Source organism: Acinetobacter sp. ANC 3781 (genome assembly GCF_004331285.1).
Classification (GTDB): Bacteria; Pseudomonadota; Gammaproteobacteria; order Pseudomonadales; family Moraxellaceae; genus Acinetobacter.
Genome location: NZ_SJOH01000002.1, coordinates 99,171 through 119,300, shown reverse-complemented (window position 1 = coordinate 119,300; position 20,130 = coordinate 99,171). Strand labels below are relative to the sequence as shown.

The 20,130-nt window shown below is 39.9% G+C and carries 22 protein-coding genes; 17 read left to right on the top strand and 5 right to left on the bottom strand.

The window, feature by feature from the left end:
• Positions 1-12 precede the first annotated feature (12 nt).
• From nuoI to E0H89_RS02180, 9 genes are all read left to right on the top strand, one after another.
• The gene (gene nuoI / locus E0H89_RS02220; RefSeq protein ID WP_067870251.1) at positions 13-555 is read left to right on the top strand and encodes an NADH-quinone oxidoreductase subunit NuoI; all 543 of its coding nucleotides are present in this window, start codon (positions 13-15) and stop codon (positions 553-555) included.
• The gene (nuoJ, locus tag E0H89_RS02215) at positions 555-1,073 is read left to right on the top strand and encodes an NADH-quinone oxidoreductase subunit J (protein ID WP_171459118.1); all 519 of its coding nucleotides are present in this window, start codon (positions 555-557) and stop codon (positions 1,071-1,073) included. The genes nuoI and nuoJ overlap by 1 nt, the downstream gene beginning before the upstream one ends.
• Positions 1,073-1,381 carry an NADH-quinone oxidoreductase subunit NuoK gene (gene nuoK / locus E0H89_RS02210; RefSeq protein WP_067726428.1) on the top strand — a complete coding sequence of 103 codons (309 nt, stop codon included), beginning with the start codon at positions 1,073-1,075 and terminating at the stop codon, positions 1,379-1,381. Before nuoJ ends, nuoK begins: the two co-directional genes overlap by 1 nt.
• On the top strand, positions 1,378-3,267 hold the full coding sequence (gene nuoL / locus E0H89_RS02205) for an NADH-quinone oxidoreductase subunit L (RefSeq protein ID WP_131214219.1): 1,890 nt from the start codon (positions 1,378-1,380) through the stop codon (positions 3,265-3,267). Before nuoK ends, nuoL begins: the two co-directional genes overlap by 4 nt.
• 7 nt (positions 3,268-3,274) lie before the next feature.
• Positions 3,275-4,879: an NADH-quinone oxidoreductase subunit M gene (gene nuoM / locus E0H89_RS02200; protein WP_171459117.1), complete on the top strand. Its 1,605-nt coding sequence runs from the start codon at positions 3,275-3,277 to the stop codon at positions 4,877-4,879.
• Positions 4,880-4,882: 3 nt separating this feature from the next.
• A complete protein-coding gene (gene nuoN / locus E0H89_RS02195; protein ID WP_131214217.1) occupies positions 4,883-6,376 on the top strand; it encodes an NADH-quinone oxidoreductase subunit NuoN in 1,494 nt (497 codons plus the stop codon).
• 122 nt (positions 6,377-6,498) lie between these two features.
• Positions 6,499-7,134, top strand: a complete 636-nt coding sequence (gene upp, locus E0H89_RS02190; RefSeq protein WP_067726419.1) for a uracil phosphoribosyltransferase — start codon at positions 6,499-6,501, stop codon at positions 7,132-7,134.
• A gap of 85 nt (positions 7,135-7,219) precedes the next feature.
• Positions 7,220-7,516 (top strand): cold shock domain-containing protein, encoded by a 297-nt coding sequence (locus tag E0H89_RS02185; RefSeq protein ID WP_131214215.1) that lies wholly within the window; start codon positions 7,220-7,222, stop codon positions 7,514-7,516.
• A 123-nt stretch (positions 7,517-7,639) separates the two neighbouring features.
• Positions 7,640-8,365, top strand: a complete 726-nt coding sequence (locus tag E0H89_RS02180; protein WP_131214213.1) for a cold shock domain-containing protein — start codon at positions 7,640-7,642, stop codon at positions 8,363-8,365.
• A 53-nt stretch (positions 8,366-8,418) separates the two neighbouring features.
• Here the strand turns inward: E0H89_RS02180 and gigC are convergent, their stop codons facing one another.
• A complete protein-coding gene (gene gigC, locus E0H89_RS02175) occupies positions 8,419-9,303 on the bottom strand; it encodes a LysR family transcriptional regulator GigC (protein ID WP_131214211.1) in 885 nt (294 codons plus the stop codon).
• An 85-nt stretch (positions 9,304-9,388) separates the two neighbouring features.
• Between gigC and E0H89_RS02170 the strand changes: the two genes are divergently transcribed.
• Positions 9,389-10,150: a ferredoxin--NADP reductase gene (locus E0H89_RS02170; protein WP_131214209.1), complete on the top strand. Its 762-nt coding sequence runs from the start codon at positions 9,389-9,391 to the stop codon at positions 10,148-10,150.
• Between the two features lie 234 nt (positions 10,151-10,384).
• Here the strand turns inward: E0H89_RS02170 and E0H89_RS02165 are convergent, their stop codons facing one another.
• Positions 10,385-10,807, bottom strand: a complete 423-nt coding sequence (locus E0H89_RS02165; RefSeq protein WP_131214207.1) for a hypothetical protein — start codon at positions 10,805-10,807, stop codon at positions 10,385-10,387.
• An 815-nt stretch (positions 10,808-11,622) separates the two neighbouring features.
• On the opposite strand from E0H89_RS02165, the gene E0H89_RS02160 reads away from it, so the two are divergent.
• The 4 genes from E0H89_RS02160 to E0H89_RS02150 all read left to right on the top strand — a co-directional run bounded on the left by E0H89_RS02160 (position 11,623) and on the right by E0H89_RS02150 (position 14,813).
• Positions 11,623-11,970, top strand: a complete 348-nt coding sequence (locus E0H89_RS02160) for a hypothetical protein (protein ID WP_131214205.1) — start codon at positions 11,623-11,625, stop codon at positions 11,968-11,970.
• A 227-nt stretch (positions 11,971-12,197) separates the two neighbouring features.
• Positions 12,198-14,123 (top strand): mechanosensitive ion channel, encoded by a 1,926-nt coding sequence (locus E0H89_RS02155; RefSeq protein WP_131214203.1) that lies wholly within the window; start codon positions 12,198-12,200, stop codon positions 14,121-14,123.
• A gap of 72 nt (positions 14,124-14,195) precedes the next feature.
• Positions 14,196-14,372, top strand: a complete 177-nt coding sequence (locus tag E0H89_RS16395) for a hypothetical protein (RefSeq protein ID WP_165494002.1) — start codon at positions 14,196-14,198, stop codon at positions 14,370-14,372.
• A gap of 255 nt (positions 14,373-14,627) precedes the next feature.
• Positions 14,628-14,813: a hypothetical protein gene (locus tag E0H89_RS02150; protein WP_131214201.1), complete on the top strand. Its 186-nt coding sequence runs from the start codon at positions 14,628-14,630 to the stop codon at positions 14,811-14,813.
• Between the two features lie 22 nt (positions 14,814-14,835).
• On the opposite strand, the gene E0H89_RS02145 is transcribed toward E0H89_RS02150, so the two are convergent.
• Positions 14,836-16,035 (bottom strand): BaiN/RdsA family NAD(P)/FAD-dependent oxidoreductase, encoded by a 1,200-nt coding sequence (locus E0H89_RS02145; RefSeq protein ID WP_131214327.1) that lies wholly within the window; start codon positions 16,033-16,035, stop codon positions 14,836-14,838.
• A 67-nt stretch (positions 16,036-16,102) separates the two neighbouring features.
• Positions 16,103-16,972, bottom strand: coding sequence for a 1-aminocyclopropane-1-carboxylate deaminase/D-cysteine desulfhydrase (locus E0H89_RS02140; protein WP_131214199.1), 870 nt, complete (start codon positions 16,970-16,972; stop codon positions 16,103-16,105).
• Positions 16,973-17,253: 281 nt separating this feature from the next.
• Here E0H89_RS02140 and E0H89_RS02135 point away from each other — a divergent pair, with 281 nt between their 5' ends.
• Positions 17,254-17,445, top strand: a complete 192-nt coding sequence (locus E0H89_RS02135; protein WP_131214197.1) for an NF038215 family lipoprotein — start codon at positions 17,254-17,256, stop codon at positions 17,443-17,445.
• A 539-nt stretch (positions 17,446-17,984) separates the two neighbouring features.
• A complete protein-coding gene (locus E0H89_RS02130; RefSeq protein ID WP_131214195.1) occupies positions 17,985-18,608 on the top strand; it encodes a LysE family translocator in 624 nt (207 codons plus the stop codon).
• Between the two features lie 62 nt (positions 18,609-18,670).
• Here the strand turns inward: E0H89_RS02130 and E0H89_RS02125 are convergent, their stop codons facing one another.
• Positions 18,671-19,027: a hypothetical protein gene (locus E0H89_RS02125; protein ID WP_131214193.1), complete on the bottom strand. Its 357-nt coding sequence runs from the start codon at positions 19,025-19,027 to the stop codon at positions 18,671-18,673.
• Between the two features lie 628 nt (positions 19,028-19,655).
• Here E0H89_RS02125 and E0H89_RS02120 point away from each other — a divergent pair.
• The gene (locus E0H89_RS02120) at positions 19,656-20,093 is read left to right on the top strand and encodes an ABZJ_00895 family protein (RefSeq protein ID WP_205755848.1); all 438 of its coding nucleotides are present in this window, start codon (positions 19,656-19,658) and stop codon (positions 20,091-20,093) included.
• The last annotated feature ends 37 nt before the right edge of the window (positions 20,094-20,130 follow it).

The window sequence follows — 20,130 nt, the reverse complement described above, 5'->3', positions numbered from 1 at the left end:
AGGGAGTACAAAATGTATAAAATTCTAGCTGGATTCGGGTCAATCGTACGTTCATTGTGGATGGTATTTAGCCACGTGACACGTAAACGTGACACCATTTTATATCCAGAAGTACCAGGTGAACAAATTGTTCCGCCGCGTTTCCGTGGTCGTATTGTATTGACACGTGACCCAGATGGCGAAGAGCGCTGTGTTGCATGTAACTTATGTGCGGTTGCTTGCCCGGTGGGCTGTATTTCACTACAAAAAGCAGAAAAAGAAGATGGTCGTTGGTATCCGGAATTTTTCCGTATCAACTTCTCTCGTTGTATTTTCTGCGGTATGTGTGAAGAAGCATGTCCAACGACTGCAATTCAGATGACACCGGATTTCGAATTAGGCGAATACGTTCGTCAAGACTTGGTTTATGAGAAAGAAAACTTGCTCATTTCAGGTCCGGGTAAATATCCTGACTATAACTTCTACCGCGTAGCCGGTATGGCTGTAGCAGGTAAAGATAAAGGTCAAGCACAACGCGAAAGCGCGCCTGTTGACGTACGGAGCTTATTACCATGATGTGGCCATTTTATTTGATGGCACTCGTGGCCATTGTCTCTACGATTCGTGTTGTGACCAACGCGAATCCTGTACATGCATTGCTGAGCTTGATCGTGTCATTGCTTGCTGTGGCAGGAATATTCATGATTGTGGGTGCACCATTTGCTGGTGCGCTTGAAATTATTGTTTATGCAGGCGCGATCATGGTGTTGTTCGTGTTTGTGGTGATGATGCTGAATCTGGGTCAACATACGGTTGATCAGGAACGTAAGTGGCTCACTTCATCTGCATGGGCATATCCTGCAATGATGAGTTTCCTGATGGGCCTTGTGCTTGTCTGGATGCTTGGCTCCGATTACACCACTGCTGGTCCTGTGATGGGCACACAGGTGATTGGACCGAAAGTTGTCGGCGCAGCGCTCTTTACTCACTACTTACTACTGGTAGAAGTTGCCGCGATGTTATTGCTTGCAGCCCTGGTTGCAGCATTCCATTTAGGTAAACGTGAACCAAGTGCGGAAAAGGAAAAAGAATAATGGGCAACATCCCTTTAGAACATGGTTTGATCGTTGCAACCATTCTTTTTGCACTCGGTTTCTACGGTGTAATGGTGCGACGCAACCTATTATTTATGTTAATGAGCCTTGAAGTGATGATGAACGCAGCTGCACTTGCGTTTGTTTTAGCGGGTAGCGCATGGTTACAGCCAGATGGACAGATCATGTTCATCCTGATTTTAACCCTTGCTGCTGCAGAGGCATGTATTGGTCTTGCGATCGTCCTTCAGTTCTATCATCGCTTCCATCATTTGGATGTGGATGCTGCTAGTGAGATGCGCGGATGAGTTATTTATATTTAACAGTATTATTTCCGCTCATTGGTTTTGTCCTTTTAGCGGCAGGGCGTAACAAGCTTCCTGAAAATGTAGCTGCAATTATTGGGGTAGGGTCAGTTGGCCTGTCTGCTTTATTTGCTTTGATCGCTGGTATGGGCTTTGTCGCGAATGGCTCGGTTACTCAGGTTCAACATCTTTGGACCTGGTTCAACGTCGGTGGTTTAGCGCCGGGCATGAGTCTGCATCTAGACGGTCTGTCATTACTGATGATGGGTATGGTGACGGGTGTCGGTTTCTTAATCCACATCTTTGCATCATGGTACATGCGTGGTGATGAAGACTTCGCGCGTTTCTTCTCTTACTTCAACCTGTTCGTAGCGAGCATGTTGCTTCTCGTATTGGGCGATAACCTGGCGTTATTGTTCTTGGGGTGGGAAGGCGTAGGTCTATGTTCATACTTGCTGATTGGTTACTACTACCAAAAACCTGAAAATGGTTATGCAGCAATTAAAGCATTTACCGTAACCCGTATTGGTGACGTATTCTTGCTGATCGCATTGTTCTTGCTCTATCAACAATTTGGTACTTTGCATATTGGAACAATCGTTGCCAATGCACCTCAAGTTTTAGCGGGTGACCATTCACTTGCGATCTGGACATCTTTAATGTTGTTCTTGGGTGCTGCCGGTAAATCTGCTCAAATTCCATTACAAACATGGCTCGCCGATGCGATGGCAGGTCCTACACCTGTTTCTGCATTAATCCATGCTGCAACAATGGTAACTGCAGGTATTTACCTGTGCTGCCGTATGTTCTCTGTGTTTGAAATGACCCCTGAAGTGATGATGTTCATCTCGATCACGGGTGCGGTCACATTGATTGTGGCTGGTTTTGCTGCATTGGTTCAAACCGATATTAAACGTATTTTGGCTTACTCAACCATGAGTCAGCTCGGTTATATGTTTATGGCAGTCGGTGCTGAAGCGTATCAAGCCGGTTTATTCCATATGCTTTCACACGCATTCTTCAAGGCATTATTATTCTTGTCATCTGGTGCGGTGATTCTGGCTTACCATCACGAACAAAACATCTTCAAAATGGGTGGCTTGTTCAAACACAATAAATTCCTGTTTGCCTGCTTCGCCATTGGTGGCGGTGCCTTGGCAGCCATTCCATTCTTAACTATTGGTTTCTTCTCGAAAGATGCCATCCTTGGTGCAGTTTGGGCGCAGGGACAAAGTGTTGCAGTTTATAACAGCCTGTATTGGGTGGGTGTTGCTGGTGCATTCTTAACGTCTATTTATACATTCCGTTTAATCTGGGTTGTATTCTTTGGTAAAGAAAATACGCCGTATCACGAAATCAAGGGTGCGACTTATTGGGCTCCGTTGGGTATCTTGGCGGTACTTTCAACCGGTCTGGCTTACTTCTTAAAAGCACCAGTAGAAGCAGTTTTAAACTCTGCGAAGATTCCGGCGTTTATTATTCCTGAAGCACTTGAAGCGGGTGTACACGGTGCCGAATATACTGCAGTCGGTATTGCCCTTGCCGGTCTTGTAGTGGGCGTGATCTTATTTGCCTTTGCTTACAAGGCTGTTAAAGCTTTTGCTGAAACTTCATTTGGTGCCGGTCTGGTCAATATTTGTCGAAATGCACTTGGTTTTGATGCGTTGTATAACATCGTATTTGTGAAACCATATTTGCTGATTGCGAAAATTTTAGGTCGTGATCCAATTGATGGTTTGTGGTTAGTGCTTCCTGCGATTGTTAAAGGTGGCCATAGCTTCACCAGCTCACGTCAAACAGGTTCATTACGTGAATACGCATCAAGTATGTCACTCGGTGTAGTGGTGTTACTGATGATCTTGATCGTGATTCAGGTAGTGGGGAAATAAGATGGAAATCACAAACAACTGGATTTTACCCGCGCTGATTTTGGTACCGTTCATTGCAGGTTTTATTTGTTGGCTCGTCGACAAGTTCGACGACAGAATGCCACGTTATATTGCCTTGTTCGGTATGCTCATTACTTTGGGCTTAACCGTTGCACTTTGGCAATCAGGTACTTTCAACTATGAATTAGGCGCTAAAGTTCCGACTTGGTCTGCCGAATTCATGCTGCCTTGGATTCAAACACTCGGCATTAACATTCACCTCGCAGTGGATGGTCTTTCACTTCTTATGGTGGGCTTAACTGCATTACTGGGTGTACTTGCAGTTGGCTGTTCATGGGGTGAGATTCAAAAGAACGTTGGCTTCTTCCACTTAAACCTTTTATGGTCTTTGGGTGGGGTTATCGGTGTATTCATCGCGATTGACCTGTTCCTGTTCTTCTTCTTCTGGGAGATGATGCTTGTACCAATCTACTTCCTGATTGCGTTATGGGGTCATAAAGGCGCGGACAACAAGTCGCGTGTCTATGCAGCGACCAAGTTCTTCATCTATACCCAGGTAGCAGGTTTGATCATGCTCATCGGTATCCTAGGCCTTGTGGTTTATGGTTACATGATGACAGGCATGATCGGATTTGATTACAACTACTTGCTAGGTGTGGCGAATACGCTTGATGCACAGTTACCATCAGTGGCTTATGCCTTGATGCTTTGTATGTTCATTGGTTTCGCTGTAAAACTTCCAGTATTCCCATTGCATGGCTGGTTACCAGATGCGCACGCCCAAGCTCCGACAGCAGGTTCTGTCGATTTGGCGGGTATCTTGATTAAGACAGCTGCATACGGTCTACTTCGTTTCGTTATTCCATTCTTCCCGGCGGCTTCTGCACAGTTTGCAGACATCGCGATCATTTTTGGTTTAATTGGTGTGTTCTACGGCGCTTGGTGTGCTTTCCAGCAAACCGATATGAAACGTCTGCTTGCTTACACCTCTATTTCGCACATGGGCTTTGTGTTACTTGCACTTTACGCAGGTAATATCTTAACGTTCCAAGGCTTAATGATCATGATGCTGGCACATGGTATTTCATCTGCTGCATTGTTCATTATGTGTGGTCAGGTGTATGAGCGTTTACATACCCGTGACTTGCGTAAAATGGGCGGTATTCGTGGTCAGTTCCAATACCTGCCATTTTTCTTGATGTTCTTTGTTGCAGCCCTTGTGGGTATTCCAGGTTTAGGTAACTTCATTGGTGAATTCCTGATTTTGATGGGTTCATTCGAGAAATTCCCAACCTTTACCATTTTGGCAGCAATCAGCTTGGTACTGGCAGGTCTTTATGGCTTAATCCTTATCCACAAAGCAATGTTTGGTACACCAAACGAAGAGCAAAAACAACATTATACTAATCCGCTGAAAGACTTAAATGCGCGTGAGATTGTTATTCTGTTGATTTGTGCCGTTGCTCTACTATGGCTTGGTATCTACCCACAAAGCTTCCTTGATATTTCAAATTCAAGTATGGCGTGGTTAGCAAACAGCTATATTCCAGTTCAAGACGTTGTCGATGCGACTCAACAGGTCGTATCTCAACAAAATGTGGAGATCCAATAAGCCATGAACTTCACAATGTCATTTTCTGAGCTCATGCCATTAGCTCCTGTGATGATCGTGGCTTTAACTGCGATCGTTGTGATGCTTCTTGTTGCAATTAAACGTAACCATAATTTAATTGCAACAGCATCTGTAGTGGGCCTAAACCTTGCTGGGCTATATATTCTATTCGCTATGTTCGGTGGTGCTTTTGCACCTTCGAACGTGATGGGCATGTTTATGGTTGATCCATTTAGCATGCTTTATCAATTGGTGATTATTATTGCAGCTCTTGCTTGCTGTACCTTGTCTCACGCTTATATTGAAAACTACAAAGATAACCGTGAAGAACTGTATATCTTGATGTTGTGCTCGGTCGCGGGTGCAATGCTCATGGTGGCAAGCTCGCATTATGCATCTTTCTTCATCAGCCTTGAGTTGATGTCGATTCCTGTATACGGTCTGTTGGCATATACGCATCAACGTTCACGCTCTTTAGAAGCGGGTATTAAATATCTGGTTCTTTCAGCAACTGCGTCTGCAATGTTGTTGATGGGTATGGCTTATATCTACGCGTATACCGGTTCATTGTCGTTCTATGACAATGTGCAAGCATTAATGCAAGCAATCCAGCAACCGATGGTGATTTTAGGTCTAGGCCTAATTATCTGTGCCGTTGCATTTAAATTATCTCTTGCTCCGTTCCACAAATGGACACCAGACGTTTATGCAGGTGCGCCAGCGCCAATCGCAACCTTCCTTGCGACTGTTGCAAAAGTTGCAACCATTGGTTTGTTTGTACGTTATTTGCTGACTTCAGGTGCAATCCTGATTGACTCTATCGTAACCATCATCACGATTGTTGCGGTGCTTTCAATCTTGGTGGGTAACTTCCTTGCGGTACGTCAAGTCAACTTGAAACGTATCCTGGGTTACTCTTCAATTGCCCACTTTGGTTATTTGCTGATTGGTTTAATCAGCATGACTTATGCAAGCCTGGGTAACGTAACGGTTTACGTGATCACTTATGTGTTAACCACAATTGGTGCGTTCGGTGTAGTCGCGTTAATGTCGAGCCCGTACAACAACGACAATGAAGCAGAAAGTTTGGCGGATTACCGTGGTTTGTTCTGGCGTCGTCCAGTACTGACAGCAACTTTAACTGTAATGATGTTGTCTCTTGCCGGTATTCCGTTAACTGCAGGCTTCATTGGTAAGTTCTTGGTGGTGATGGCTGCGGTAACTACGCAACATTGGTTCCTTGCTGCAATGATTATCGTGGGTTCGGGTATCGGTTTGTATTACTACCTCCGTGTGATGGTGGTGATGTACATGACACCTCCAGATACCCCACGTATTGATGCTGATAAACATTGGGGTCAAAAAGTCGGTGGTCTTATGGTACTTGCTGCGGCATTAGCGGTATTGATGATTGGTGTCTATCCAGACCCGATCATTAAGATGGCGCTTCAAGCAGAGATTTTATCTCCACTGCATTTCATGCTTTCTCAGCAGTAATCTAAAAAAACGATTAGTTTTAAGCAAAAAGCCTCCTTACTTAGGGGGCTTTTTGGTTTATAAGAAGTATAAAAAACATTTATAATGGGAGTAATTTTATCTCATCTTTTAGGTGTTCTCCTGTGGCTATTCATGAAATCCGTCATCCACTCATTCGACATAAACTTGGTTTGCTACGCCGTGCGGACATTAGTACAAAAAACTTCCGTGAGTTAGCACAAGAAGTCACCATGCTGCTAACTTATGAAGCAACCAAAGATTTACCGGTATGTGATCACGAAATTGATGGCTGGAATGGCAAGGTGACTGTAGATCGCATTGTCGGTAAAAAAATTACCGTTGTGCCAATTTTACGTGCCGGCATTGGCATGTTGGATGGTTTCCTAAATCTTATTCCAAGTGCAAAGGTATCGGTTCTGGGTTTAGAGCGTGATGAAAAAACTTTAGAAGCACGTACTTACTATAAAAAATTAGTACCCGACGTTCAAAACCGTCTTGCGATGATTATCGATCCAATGTTAGCGACAGGTTCATCACTTGTTGCAGCGATTGATGTATTGAAAGCAAGTGGCTGTAAAGATATCCGTGTCATGGTTCTGGTTGCTGCCCCTGAAGGGATTAAACGTGTTGAAGCGGCTCATCCTGATGTGATTATTTTTACTGCTTCGATTGATGATGGTTTAAATGAAAATGGTTATATCGTTCCGGGTCTTGGCGATGCGGGTGATAAAATTTTTGGTTCAGTTCAAAAAGACTAATTTTTCAATTTGATCAGAAAGGAGGCTTTTAAAGCCTCTTTTTTATATACTGTGCTAATAGCGTTTACAGATTAGAGTAAAGTTCATGAAATTAGAATATAGATTCGGCAAAGTACTCAAATACAATCCTGAAAAAGGATTCGGTTTTATTTCAATGGCAGGCGAAGATATATTTTTCCATATCTCAGATTTTGCCACAGCCACAGAGGTTGAGCCAAAACGCAATGAAAAAGTAAAATTTGTGCTTGAAGAAAATGGCGAGAAGCTGAAAGCAACACGTATTGAGCGTGTTGATCCAAATCCAGCTAAAACCAAACAGAAAAAAATATTGGAACACAATGAAGCCATTTCAACAGTGTTGTTATCAAACTTCAAACGTTGATTGAATAAATTTTCGTCATCTAAGTATTTTATTTAGATGATTAAAATACTCATTAAAAAGCGCCATTAAGGTGCTTTTTTTATTACAATTCCCGGCATAAGATTTAAACAATAAGAGCGACTTATGTTTGTTGAGGGGAAAGTTAAAAGCTATATCGTAGAGCGTGGCTTTGGATTTATTAGCATGGACGGGGAGTCGAAAGATCTTTTTTTTCATATCAAGGATTTTCCCAATAAAAGTGTCGAACCTAAAATAGGGGAAAACTTGAAGTTTCGAATTGTCGAAGATAATGGCAAATTCAAAGCCGATCAGATTGTTCGCTTGGATTTAAAGCAGAACACAGCAGCTTTAGAGTCGCAGCCCCAACGAAACTCTTATACGAGTAACAATGTTTCCTCTCGATTTAATGAGCGTAGCGGTAAAGGGCGCATTTTCACAATTATTGGGCTGATTATTATCGCTGTGCTCGCAGTGTTGGTTTATAACAAATATCAAGATTATAAACAGGCCAAGCAATTGAAAACCCAACAGTTGATACAAGAACAGGCGCAGATTGTGGAACAGCAGCGTAAAGCTTTGGGTGATTTGCCAGATCAAGTTCTTTCAGAACAAGGAAAAAGACATCTAGATAACCCATCAAGCCAATCATTGAGAACCGAAGTAATAAATGTTGCAGCACCGACTCAAGCTCCTGTGACAACATCACAATTTAAATGTGATGGGCGTATACATTGTTCACAAATGGGCTCCTATGAAGAAGCAATCTTCTTTATTAAAAATTGCCCAAATACCAAAATGGATGGAGATCATGATGGTATTCCTTGTGAGGATCAATTTGGTCGACACTAATAATCTATAGCAATAAAAAAGCGCCATCTAGGCGCTTTTTTTATGATTTTAAATTATTTTTCGCAGAACTTCATAAAGGCTTTTAGTCCCGGACCTTGGTACTTCTGACGATGTACCAGCATGAACAATGGACGGGTAAGTTGCCAGAACGGAGTTTCTAAAATGACCAGCTTACCTTTTTCAAGCAAAGGCTCAATCGCGAGTTTAGAAATACAGGACATTCCAATACCGCCAGCTACAATTTTAAGAATCGCTTCATTATGGCCGAGGGTCAGACGGATATTGGCATCCGGTAAATCTTTGAGAATCGCATTATCAAAGACTTCACGCGTACCTGAACCTTCTTCACGTAAAATCCATTCTACGCCTGCCGCCTCAAAGTCAGTAGGAGTCAATGCACGGTCAAGCTGCGCCAGTGGATGATTTGGTGAACAACACACTGCAAGTTCGTCATCACGCCAATGAATACATTGCAACTGCGGTAGGTGACATGAGCCTTCAATTAAAGCTAAATCCAGCTGAAACTGGTTCACAGCTTCAATCATTTGGCGGGTATTGCCGACTTGAAGTTGTAAATGTGCTTGTGGCTGAATTTGAAGGAAATCTGCCATTAAATCGGGCATTAAGTAATCCGAAATCGTGAGCGTTGCACCTAAGCGTAGGTCAATACTTTGTAGCTCACCTTTGGCTGCCTGCTCGAATGCATCACAACGACCTAAAATTTCTAATGCTTGCGGCAATAGATAACGACCTAAATCATTGAGTTGTAGACGTTTACCTAAGCGATCGAACAGCGGAGCACCTAAGCCATCTTCCAAATCGGCTAAAGCCATACTTGCAGCACTTTGGGTGAGTTTTACGGCATCACTGGCTTTGGTTACTGTGCCTTCTTGGGCGACTGCTACAAAAACAGCCAACTGGCGTAAAGTCATGCGCATGAATAGAGCCTTAACATTTAAAAAATATTAATAAATTATGTGGTCATGCTACCATGAGCATAGTCTTTCATGCCACGTTGAAATCATGTCAATTGAAAAATTTAGCCTAGAAAAAGTCTTATCTGTACACCGTTGGACCAATAATTTATTCAGTTTTACCCTGACACGACCTGCACATTTCAAATTTACTGCAGGACAGTTTGCGCGTATTGGACTGAAATTGGGAGATGAGATCGTAGTTCGAGCTTATTCCGTGGTGTCATCACCTTTTGATGAAACTTTGGAATTCTTTTCAATTGTGGTGCCAGACGGGGCATTTACCTCTAATTTACAACATCTCAAAGTGGGCGATGAACTGTATTTGGAAAAAACACCTTATGGTTTCTTAACACTTGCCCGTTATCAGCTTCCTTTACCGCAAGATTTATGGCTGTTGGGAACAGGGACAGGCTTGGCGCCATTTTTATCCATGCTGCAAGACTTTGAAACCTGGACTAAATATAAAAATATTCATTTGGTCTATAGCGTAAGAACTGCCGCCGAACTGGCTTATGTAGAGCGTATTCAAGAAATTGCAGCAAGTTTTGGTGAAGGACATAGCGGATTTAAATTTGTGCCCATTATCACCCGTGATCCTAATGCAGTATTACATGACCGCTTACCGGTGCTGATTGAGAATGGTGAATTAGAAAAAGCAGTTGGTCTAAAATTAAATATTGAAACCAGTCACGTAATGTTGTGTGGTAATCCGCAAATGGTGGAAGACACCAAAGAAGCCTTAAAGGCACGTGGTTTGATCATGAACCGTCGTGGTGAAGGAAATATTGCAGTTGAGAATTATTGGTAAAAGCTACGAAAATTATTTTGCTCTCTCCCTGAGCAAGATTTAAAGCATTGCTTTTAAATCGAAGTATAAGAGAGGGCTGGGGTGAGAATCTATTGAAATAGTACCTCTCTGCCTTGCGTAATAGTACTGCTCAACTCCTAAAAGAAGAGGGAACTAGAAACTCTCTCTAAACTTTTCCTTCAAGCCATAAAATATCCCTCTTTAATGAGGGATTTTTAAATCAAATCATTCTAATTAATGTACAAACATATCAATATATTCGCGAATTTCTTGAATCGCGGTTTCAACGTCCGCGGTAAGCCAAGTCGGTTCAAACAGGCCTGAATAATGTTCAAGACGATCTTGTGGAACTACCAAACGAATTGGGCACTCTTCTTCAAGTAAACGCCAAGGAATAATCGGCACTTCATTGTCTAAAAAGGGTGCGATATTACGAATATCAATCACCATCGCATTGATACATTCAGGAAAAGGCATCACTGAAAACTCTTCGGTACGACGACGGAAATATTCCAGATCACCCCATTTAAGCACGTAACTGGGTTTATTAAATTCAATAATCCCAATGAGATGTTCATCACGAGTGTAATGCAAGCAACATTGATGAGTGACATCAGTGTCCAAATCAAGCGTTACAGATTTCTGTCGATACGCCATAAAGTTAAGCAGCATGAAAAACAAGGTGCACAATTATAGCTCATTTTAAGCCTTTCAGCACCTACACCCCAATTCATCTTTATTTAAGATTAAAGATAAAAATACTCGGTATTTATTTTACTATAACAGTTGATTAAACAGCTTTTTATCACATTTTAAAATTGGTATGGCGTATAGGTAAATCTTTTTATTTCAAAAAATAGAATAACAGTTAGGTATGTCAGACATTAGAACTGTAATAAAAAATACCTCTCCCGAATAAGTGGAAACATAACAGAAAAATATTTTGTCATAGATCAATTAAAGAAGCGCAATCAGATGGCTGCGGTGAACAAGATTATGTGCAATCAGGATTTAATTTAGTCGCCAAAAATGCAGGCTGATCACTTAATTTTTTAACACCAGTTTGTAACACCAGAGATTTGGAAGAGTGATTATCAACCCGATTACAACCGCAGATTTAATCTATATTTCCCTCCAGTATTTTAGATGGTTTGATGTATGGCAATGGTGATGCCAAACATTATTGTATTCAATGTACCTCCTGCCAATTGATCTGAAGGGGTGGTGACTCAGCGTTGAATGGTGTTAATGAAACATTCTCGCCAACTCCAACTTTCAGGTATGCATCTTAAAGATGAGCATGAAATGGTGGTTGAGACTACTACTTACTTTCAGCTAAAAATTTATTTTCTAATGTGACAGTATTTAAGCCAAGTTACATGTATTCACCATGTCACTATGCTTTTACACATAACTAAACTGTGGATATTGCTAGTATAAAAATATGAAAACAAGATAAAGCAGAGAAATATATGCCACATGATTTTAATAAACCGCCTCATGTAACCACCCCGGAAGAAAAGAATCAGAAAAAGCGTCTGCCTGTTTATATTTTAATTCTTGTGGGGGTGTTTTTTATTGCTTTACTGGCTTATATGTTTGCCGATAGCAAGCCGGATGCGCAAGATGCGCCTCCTGGACATCCTAATCCTTCAGCTGTACCAGCTACACCGAATAATACAACCCCAGATACTGCAACGGCGACTGCAACCGATGAGGCAGTAGCCACTGATGTCGATACGGCAACGGAAGCGGGTGAAAGTGATGCAATTAAGAATGCTGCTGATAATGTGGGGACTGGACGCAGCAATGGTAATTAAAACGAAAACTTTATTGTAATAATTTAAAGCCCTGATCTGCAAAGATTAGGGCTTTTTTGCAATGTAATGTGCGCTTTTGTTGTATTTATGCTGATTTGTATTGAATAAAAAACACGCTAAATCTAAGGTTATTTTCAACCTCATAATATTAGGTATAAGTCACTCAAATAACAGTGCAATTCCTACGCCTTCGACTTCAATAAGTAATAACAAGAGGAAATCACAATATGAATGAATATTTTTCTGGAGGCCCTAGAGGGGGAGAATTTGATGCCATGTATTATTGGAATCAATTTCATCCTATTCTAGCTGCTGTCGCTATTTTATTGATTGGTTGGATTCTTGCTCTTATTATTGCAGCAGGAATTAAAAAACTTTTAGAAAAACTAGGAACAAATCAAAGGCTTTCAAGTACCACTGGACATCGCGCAAATATTGAAAGTATTGTATCTCGCGTCGTGTTCTGGATCGTGATGATCATGGCCATCATCGGTGCATTAAATGTGCTCAATCTCACTAGTGTGAGTGGACCATTTAGCAATATGATTCAACAATTCCTGTTGTTTATTCCACAGCTTCTAGCTGCCGTGGCTGTTGGCTTTATTGGCTGGATTGTAGCCACCTTGGTTAGAGCTGGCATGCAAAAACTGTTGGATCGTACTCAGCTAGATGAAAAACTGAGTGCAGATGTCGGCGTGAGCCCAATCAGTAAAAATATTAGTGATATTGTCTATTGGCTAATTTTATTGTTATTCCTTCCAATTGTATTGTCTATTTTAGGTCTGAACGGTCTGTTATTCCCAATACAAAATATGGTCAGTGAAGTTGTTTCTTACTTGCCTAATATCTTTATTGCCGTTGTTATTGTGTTTGTCGGTTATGTTCTGGCAAAAATTGTACGCGGTATTATTGAAGGTTTGGTCGGTAGTTTAAACTTACAGCATGAAACACAAAAAATTGGGTTCTTAAAAAATTCCAATTTGCCAAGAGTATTAGGTTCTTTTGTTTTCGCTGTCATTATTATTACTTCACTCATTATTGCATTTGAAGCCTTAGGTATTACTGCAATTTCACAGCCCGCAACTGCGATGCTGTATGAAATTATGAATGCCATCCCGCATATTATTGCTGCCGGTCTAATTCTGATTTTGGCTTATGTAGTTTCGCGCTTCGTAGCTAATTTGGTGGTTGATGTATTGGCTGGAACAGGGGTTGATGAATTACCTGCCAAAATAGATGCACAACGTTTTTTAGGGACAACTAAAGTATCTACTATTGTCGGATACATGATTGTCTTCTTTACCATGCTATTTGCAGTATCGGAAGCCGCAAACCGACTTGGCTTTGAACAGGTGAGTGGATTGATTTCGATGTTTATCCAGTTCGGTGCCAATATTTTACTTGGTGCTGTCATCTTGATGATCGGTTTCTGGTTAGCCAACATTGTTGCAAAAGTAATCGGACGTGGTGAATACAACAGTTCACGCTGGTTAGCAAACTTGGTTCGTATTCTGATTATGGGCTTAGTGATTGCCATGGGTTTACGCGCAATGGGTATTGCCGATTCTATTGTCAACCTTGCCTTTGGTTTAACTTTGGGCGCAGTTGCAGTGGCATTTGCACTCGCCTTTGGTTTAGGCGGCCGTCAGCCAGCCGAACGCGTATTAACGGATTTAATTGACAAATGTAAGAAAGATGCGAAGGAACCTAATCCTTTACATCAAGATAATTCCGATCTCATGACTTCCACCTCAATCTCTGCCCATGCTGCGCAAGCATTTACTCAACATGGCGCCGTAGCTAAAGGAATTGATCCTTCAGTGGATAAATCTTCTGAATTTGGAATAAATGGAGGCACGTCTCCGGCAAGCTCTGATCTGACAAAACCTGCAACAGAGAGTCGATTCCCATTATCCAATCAGGAAGGGGATGGTTCTCAAGTGCAAAACAATTTGTCCAATCCGACCCCTGCGTCACTTACGACCGCACCTCAGGACGATATAACGAGTACAGATCAGGCAGTTCCAGATTCTGTACGCATTGACCCTCAACAGCCGCCAAAAAATAATCCATTTGGATCAACGGGTGAATCAGAGTCAAAAGTTGATATTCATACTGACAAAAAACCTAACCCGAACGATGACAATACGTAATCGGTTCAATTGACACAAAATCGGCTACAGTGATGTGGCCGATTTTAATTTAACCATTAAAAGGAAAGAAGAATGTCGAAAAAACGTCCGAATAACCTTATCGCACCAATTGTGATTGCAGGAATTACTGCAGGATTCTTTTTCAGTACCTATAGGTTCGTTTTTGCTAAACTAAAGCAAACAGGTGAACCGGTAAAACTTGCTTATTCAGTAGATCAGTCACAAGAAGAGGGTAATAAAAATAGCTAAAAAATAATCGTTTTTCTTGGCTTTTTATGCTATTTATAAATTAACTATTTTATATAATATAAGTATTTAAATAAATGTGTATGAAATGGTTAGCATCATATTAGGATATATGAATAGTAATAATAAAGGAGAGGAAACCATGCTAAAAAATAATCGTTTTTCTTGGCTTTTTATGCTATTTATAAATTAACTATTTTATATAATATAAGTATTTAAATAAATGTGTATGAAATGGTTAGCATCATATTAGGATATATGAATAGTAATAATAAAGGAGAGGAAACCATGCTATTAAATAATTTTTTTAAGTCATTTAAAACTATATTAAATAGTGCTGACACTTCATCTGAAGCACAAGCAATCGCGAACATGGATATCGCAATTGCTCGCTTACAGCAGGCTAAATCTGTTCGTTTACTATCTACAGATTATTTAGAATAATCGGCTGAGAATGTCTATCTAGTTAAACATATTGTGATGCGGCATGTGCAGACGCCCATGCCCATTGAAAATTGTAACCACCTAAATGACCGGATACATCCAGCACTTCACCGACAAAGTAAATGCCTTTTTGCTTTTTACTTTCCATGGTTTTGGAAGAAACTTCTGTAGTATCTACACCGCCCAAAGTCACTTCAGCTGTACGATAACCTTCGGTTCCTGAAGGTTTAACTTCAAAAGCATGCAAGCGCGTTGCAATCTGTTCCAGCTTTTCATCACTCAAATTGCCAATTGCGGTATCTGCCAATTCAGCCCAGATGAGTGTTTGTAATTCCAGTACCACACTTTTAGGCATATGCTCATTTAACAAAGTCCGCAGTAAGACTTTGGGTTGACTGGCTTTTTTCGATTTAAAGAAATCAACCAGGTCGACATAAGGCAGAAAGTTAATCTTGAAGCTTTGCCCGACATCCCAATAGTTAGAAAGTTGCAAAGAACTTGGCCCGCTTAAACCACGATGAGTAAACAGCAAGGCTTCGGTAAAACTGTTCAAATTATTGGAGAGGGTCGCATCTACCGCATTACCGCTTAAACGGGTCGTGACTTCTTTGAATTGATCAGAAAAGGTAAAGGGCACCAAGCCTGCACGGGTGGGATGGATATGATGCCCAAACTGTTTGGCTATCTCATACCCAATGCCTGAGCCGCCGAGGGTGGGAACGGATAAACCACCCGTTGCGACGACTACTGATTCAGCTTCAAAATAGCCAACAGAAGTTGCCACTTGAAAACCTTGATCATCAATATGTGTCACAGCTTTCACTTCACAGTTGGTTTTAATATCGACTAAAGCTGTTTTATCGCATTCAGCCAACAGCATAGCTAAAATTTCTTTAGCGCCGTTTAAGGTAAACAGTTGACCGTGTTTGCGCTCTTCGTATTCAATGCCGTGTTCGCAAACCAAGCCAATAAAGTCCCAATTGGTATAACGGGTCAAAGCTGAAATCACGAAGTGCGGATTATGTGAAATGAAGTTTTCAGGTTCGACATAGAGGTTGGTAAAGTTACATTTACCACCGCCTGACATCAGAATTTTTTTACCCACTTTGTTGGCTTTTTCCATCACCAAAACTTTACGACCACGTTGTGCCGCCATATATGCCAACATCAGACCTGATGCACCTGCACCTAAAACAATGACATCGTACTGATTTGTAGACATGGAACAACTCGCGGGAGATAAAAGCAGGGCATTATAGACAATTTTAGCCGCAATTTCAGGATTGATCTTAGCCCGTGTGACGACCTTGTAAGCCGCCACTATGAATCACCAAAATTCGTGTATCTTGGGAAAAGTAATTTTGTTCAATTAAATCAAATAAGCCCATCATCATTTTAGCGGTATAAATCTGCTCTAAAGGAATATGGTGCTCGACTTCAAAAGACTGCATAAATTGTAAAAGTTCAGGCGTGGTTTTGGCATAGCCTCCACAGCAATAAACATCAGTAATTTTCCAGTTTTTCTTGGTCGTCCATTGTTGTACATCAGATTGCAGAAAATCGCCTTTGAGTGCTGAAAAACCAAGAACACTTTGATGTTCTGAACTTGCTTCAATGATTCCTGAAATGGTTCCTCCTGTACCGACGGCACAGCAGATTACATCGTAATTTTGCAGTTCTTGGGCATTCAGAATTTCTTTGCAGCCTTGAATGGCAAGCGGATTGGTTCCACCCTCGGGAATAATAAAATGTTCAGGAAATTGCTGGTTCAATTTACCCAGATAGTCAGGCTGATCTTTTTGCCGATACTGTTCACGCGAAACAAAGTGCAGCTGCATACCAAACTTTTGCGCCGTGGCTAAAGTCGGATTCAATGGTTTAGTTGCCAGTTCTTCACCACGAATGATACCCACGCTTTTAAAACCGAATAAATAAGATGCGTACGCTGTTGCATCAATATGGTTGGAATATGCCCCGCCAAAGGTCAGAACCTTATTTAAGCCTTGTTGTTGCGCCTCAAGAAAATTGTATTTTAGTTTAAAAAACTTATTGCCCGAAATTTGCGGATGAATTTGATCTAAACGCTTAATGGTCACAGTTACAGGGGCTTTAATATTAAGCTTTTGGTAGGCTACTGCCTGCGCAATCTGATCAAACATTTCATCATGATCCCTGAATATTCAAATGTATTGTACGCAAAATATTTTTATCTATAGTCATATTATTTGCTTAAAAGGGTGGATCTACGGTGATTGCTACAGACATGTCAGGGTAAAGGCGTTCAATTTTATAAAGTAAGATGATTGAAATAAATTTTACGCTCTGTACTGATTTGTAAAAATATCTTAAATAATTGAATTAAAAACCCAAATAAGTGATCAAAAAATAATCATTGGTGCTAAGCTAGAAAATATAACAACTATGAAAAAGAGGATATGTAATGAAAAAGCTATCCGTGGGTTTATCTGTTTGCTTGCTGTTATTGCTGACAGCTTGTGATGCAAAAGATGATTATAACAAGCCAAAAACTGAAGTTCGTACCATGATTATTGGCGGTATGCCAGTTCATGAGCATGATTATCGTCTCTTACAGCTCAACGCCCGTGAAATCAAACCGGTGGTGCAACAGTAAAAGATTGGAAAGAAATTGAGGTGTCTAGGCCAGATTTAAGAAAATTTGAAGTAGATACCTGACTCCTTGCAAATTGTTTGTCTTATTTAAAGATGTAATCACTATGAAAAATGGTTTGTACTCATCTAATCTTCAAAATGAAATAGGAGGGGCCTAAAATTTTAAATTCAATTGAATGGTGAGTTAAAATATCAGAATCTACAATTTTTGCCGGTAATTAGCGATTGATATGGTCGGTTCATTTTGCAGCTCATCTTTAGTTTTTGGTTTTTACCTTTATTTAGCTGCATGTTGTTATCGATTTATTCGGGTTACAAGTCGGTTTTGTAGATCACTTTCAGCAGCAATGCTCTTAATTGGTTCATCTGCTTTTAAATAAATAAATGTTTTATTCGGCTTATAGAATACTTTAATTCTTGATTGAATAAAATTTTAGTGAATTATTCGGTGAAATTGCAAAAAGTCTGAGAAAAATAGCGAGATATTCAATTTTTTAAACTGTAGAATTAGCACGAAATTAATTTATAAAGGCATTTCAGGTGGAATCATTTTGGATTTTGGGCTCAATTGCCTTTGCTCTTATGTTAGGCGCGATGAGTCCTGGACCGACATCAATTTATGTCGCTAAAAATTCAATAGCCATTTCACGAAAACACGGCCTGTTTACCGCTTTAGGTACAGGGACTGGAGCGGCCATTTTTGGTTTGTTGGCGGTGCTTGGATTACAGGCATTTTTGTTGGCGGTGCCATCAGCCTATTTAGCTTTAAAAATATGTGGCGGTTTATATTTGCTGTGGTTGGCTGCCAAAATTATTAAACATGCCAAAGACCCCATCGAAAGCAATAATGATACAAACTCTCAAATGTCACTGCGCCGGGCTTTTAGTACTGGACTTATTACCCAGCTTTCAAATCCGAAAATTGCGATTGTGCTGGCCAGTATTTTTACTGCGCTATTGCCTAAAGAAATTCCTGCTTATTATTATTTTGTATTGCCAATTCTATGTTTCTTTATTGATGCCGGTTGGTGTTCATTGGTCGCGGTTGCCTTGTCAGCAGAGAAACCACGCCGTGTATATTTAAAATTTAAAGCTATTTTCGACCGTATTGCCGGTGGGGTGATGACATTGCTGGGTTTGAAATTAATCTTTGGAATGAAATAATTTTATTTAAATTATAAAAAATCCTCGATTAATGAGGGTTTTTTATAAAGACATATATATTTTTATTTTTTGCAATTTGGTTGTGACATATCAAGAATTTGAGTTCCTTCAACACGATAGCCAATTTGACCGAAAATAAATGCCTGATTCAGCTGAGTAATAACTACATCCGATAATGCAACTGAACAAGGATTTTTCTCGATAGCTCTGTCCACTGCTGTTTTAAAGTTAGGAATACCAAGTGGAAAGAGCACTACAGGTACTTTGTCCTCAGCTCGAACACGTTCACCTTTTACAAATTGATTTGAATTGATATTGTAGTTTTTAGTAGAAGCTACTGTCATATCTGCCATACGGATTGAACAGCCAGCGAAGGTAACTGCTGTAGTTGCTAAAGCAACTGCTAGTAATTTTTTCATAAGTACCCCGATAATTAATATAAAACTTAAAAACATTGGTATTCTAGTTATTTTTTCAATAATTTCAAAATAATAAATTTATTTTTATGGATAAATAAGTTCTAAGTTAGTTTAAAAATTAGATCCAGAATAATAGTTTTACTATTCTTGTGATTTTCACCTCATCGAAATTTTCTTACTCGATAAAAGAATCTAAGTATCGATTAGTGAGCTGATCTAACAAGAATAATTTTATAAAAAATTGATAGATAGTAAATAAATAATAATTTAAAAATGAATTTTTTTATTAGATAAAGATAAGGTAATTTTAAAATTGAAATCTAAGAAAAAATAGACTCTAGAAAATAAAAGACCGACGATTCGAGTGATGGTGAAATCGTCGGTCAAAAAATTTGTTGCAAGTTTTAGCTTGGGCTGCTGTTCCGTACTAAAATTTGAAACTAAGTTTATTGCTTTAGTAAAAGTTCACCGAAAATATTGTGGATGCCGGTACAAATTAACGGGTTTATGAACTTCTTACCCTATATAACGCAGGGGATTACAGATTGGTTGACAATAAAATGAAAAAAAATTCATTTTTTTTTATAATAGGCGTCCTTATCGTAAATTTGGTCGTCAAATTAATCTAATGAGTAAATATTTCTTAAGGTTTTTTATATATTTAATTTTATTTACTCTGCTTGCAGGGATTATTGCCGGTTTTTTACCAAATGTAGTGGGTCAAGTATTAACCGCATTTCCTTATTTAATTGCGATGATTTTGGTATTGTTTAAATTTATTCGTGACGAACAGCATGCACCGACCAAAATCGAACGTAACAGATTCAGTTTAATTTTTGTTTTGATTTTCTTTTTATATAACTATGTTTTTGCAATTTTTGGTCAGCTGATCTTCAATTTTAACCAGCCCAATATTTTTAAATTATGGTGGGATTTTGTCTCACAAAGTGAGTTTCAATTGCTGCTTATCTCGCGCTTACTCATTTTTATGATTCCATTTTATCTGATCAGCTTTTGGTTTTACGGTAAACAAGCCCAACGTATGGCAAAAAAAATGCTTGGCTAAGATAAATTGAGATACGTTTGAACTAAAAATAAGCCTA

Coding starts and splice junctions, on each gene's coding strand:
- nuoI (WP_067870251.1), top strand. CDS start 13: ATGTATAAAATTCTAGCTGGATTCGGGTCAATCGTACGTTCATTGTGG.
- nuoJ (WP_171459118.1), top strand. CDS start 555: ATGTGGCCATTTTATTTGATGGCACTCGTGGCCATTGTCTCTACGATT.
- nuoK (WP_067726428.1), top strand. CDS start 1,073: ATGGGCAACATCCCTTTAGAACATGGTTTGATCGTTGCAACCATTCTT.
- nuoL (WP_131214219.1), top strand. CDS start 1,378: ATGAGTTATTTATATTTAACAGTATTATTTCCGCTCATTGGTTTTGTC.
- nuoN (WP_131214217.1), top strand. CDS start 4,883: ATGAACTTCACAATGTCATTTTCTGAGCTCATGCCATTAGCTCCTGTG.
- E0H89_RS02185 (WP_131214215.1), top strand. CDS start 7,220: ATGAAATTAGAATATAGATTCGGCAAAGTACTCAAATACAATCCTGAA.
- E0H89_RS02180 (WP_131214213.1), top strand. CDS start 7,640: ATGTTTGTTGAGGGGAAAGTTAAAAGCTATATCGTAGAGCGTGGCTTT.
- gigC (WP_131214211.1), bottom strand. CDS start 9,303: ATGCGCATGACTTTACGCCAGTTGGCTGTTTTTGTAGCAGTCGCCCAA.
- E0H89_RS02170 (WP_131214209.1), top strand. CDS start 9,389: ATGTCAATTGAAAAATTTAGCCTAGAAAAAGTCTTATCTGTACACCGT.
- E0H89_RS02165 (WP_131214207.1), bottom strand. CDS start 10,807: ATGGCGTATCGACAGAAATCTGTAACGCTTGATTTGGACACTGATGTC.
- E0H89_RS02160 (WP_131214205.1), top strand. CDS start 11,623: ATGCCACATGATTTTAATAAACCGCCTCATGTAACCACCCCGGAAGAA.
- E0H89_RS02155 (WP_131214203.1), top strand. CDS start 12,198: ATGAATGAATATTTTTCTGGAGGCCCTAGAGGGGGAGAATTTGATGCC.
- E0H89_RS16395 (WP_165494002.1), top strand. CDS start 14,196: ATGTCGAAAAAACGTCCGAATAACCTTATCGCACCAATTGTGATTGCA.
- E0H89_RS02150 (WP_131214201.1), top strand. CDS start 14,628: ATGAATAGTAATAATAAAGGAGAGGAAACCATGCTATTAAATAATTTT.
- E0H89_RS02145 (WP_131214327.1), bottom strand. CDS start 16,035: ATGTCTACAAATCAGTACGATGTCATTGTTTTAGGTGCAGGTGCATCA.
- E0H89_RS02140 (WP_131214199.1), bottom strand. CDS start 16,972: ATGTTTGATCAGATTGCGCAGGCAGTAGCCTACCAAAAGCTTAATATT.
- E0H89_RS02135 (WP_131214197.1), top strand. CDS start 17,254: ATGAAAAAGCTATCCGTGGGTTTATCTGTTTGCTTGCTGTTATTGCTG.
- E0H89_RS02125 (WP_131214193.1), bottom strand. CDS start 19,027: ATGAAAAAATTACTAGCAGTTGCTTTAGCAACTACAGCAGTTACCTTC.
- E0H89_RS02120 (WP_205755848.1), top strand. CDS start 19,656: ATGAGTAAATATTTCTTAAGGTTTTTTATATATTTAATTTTATTTACT.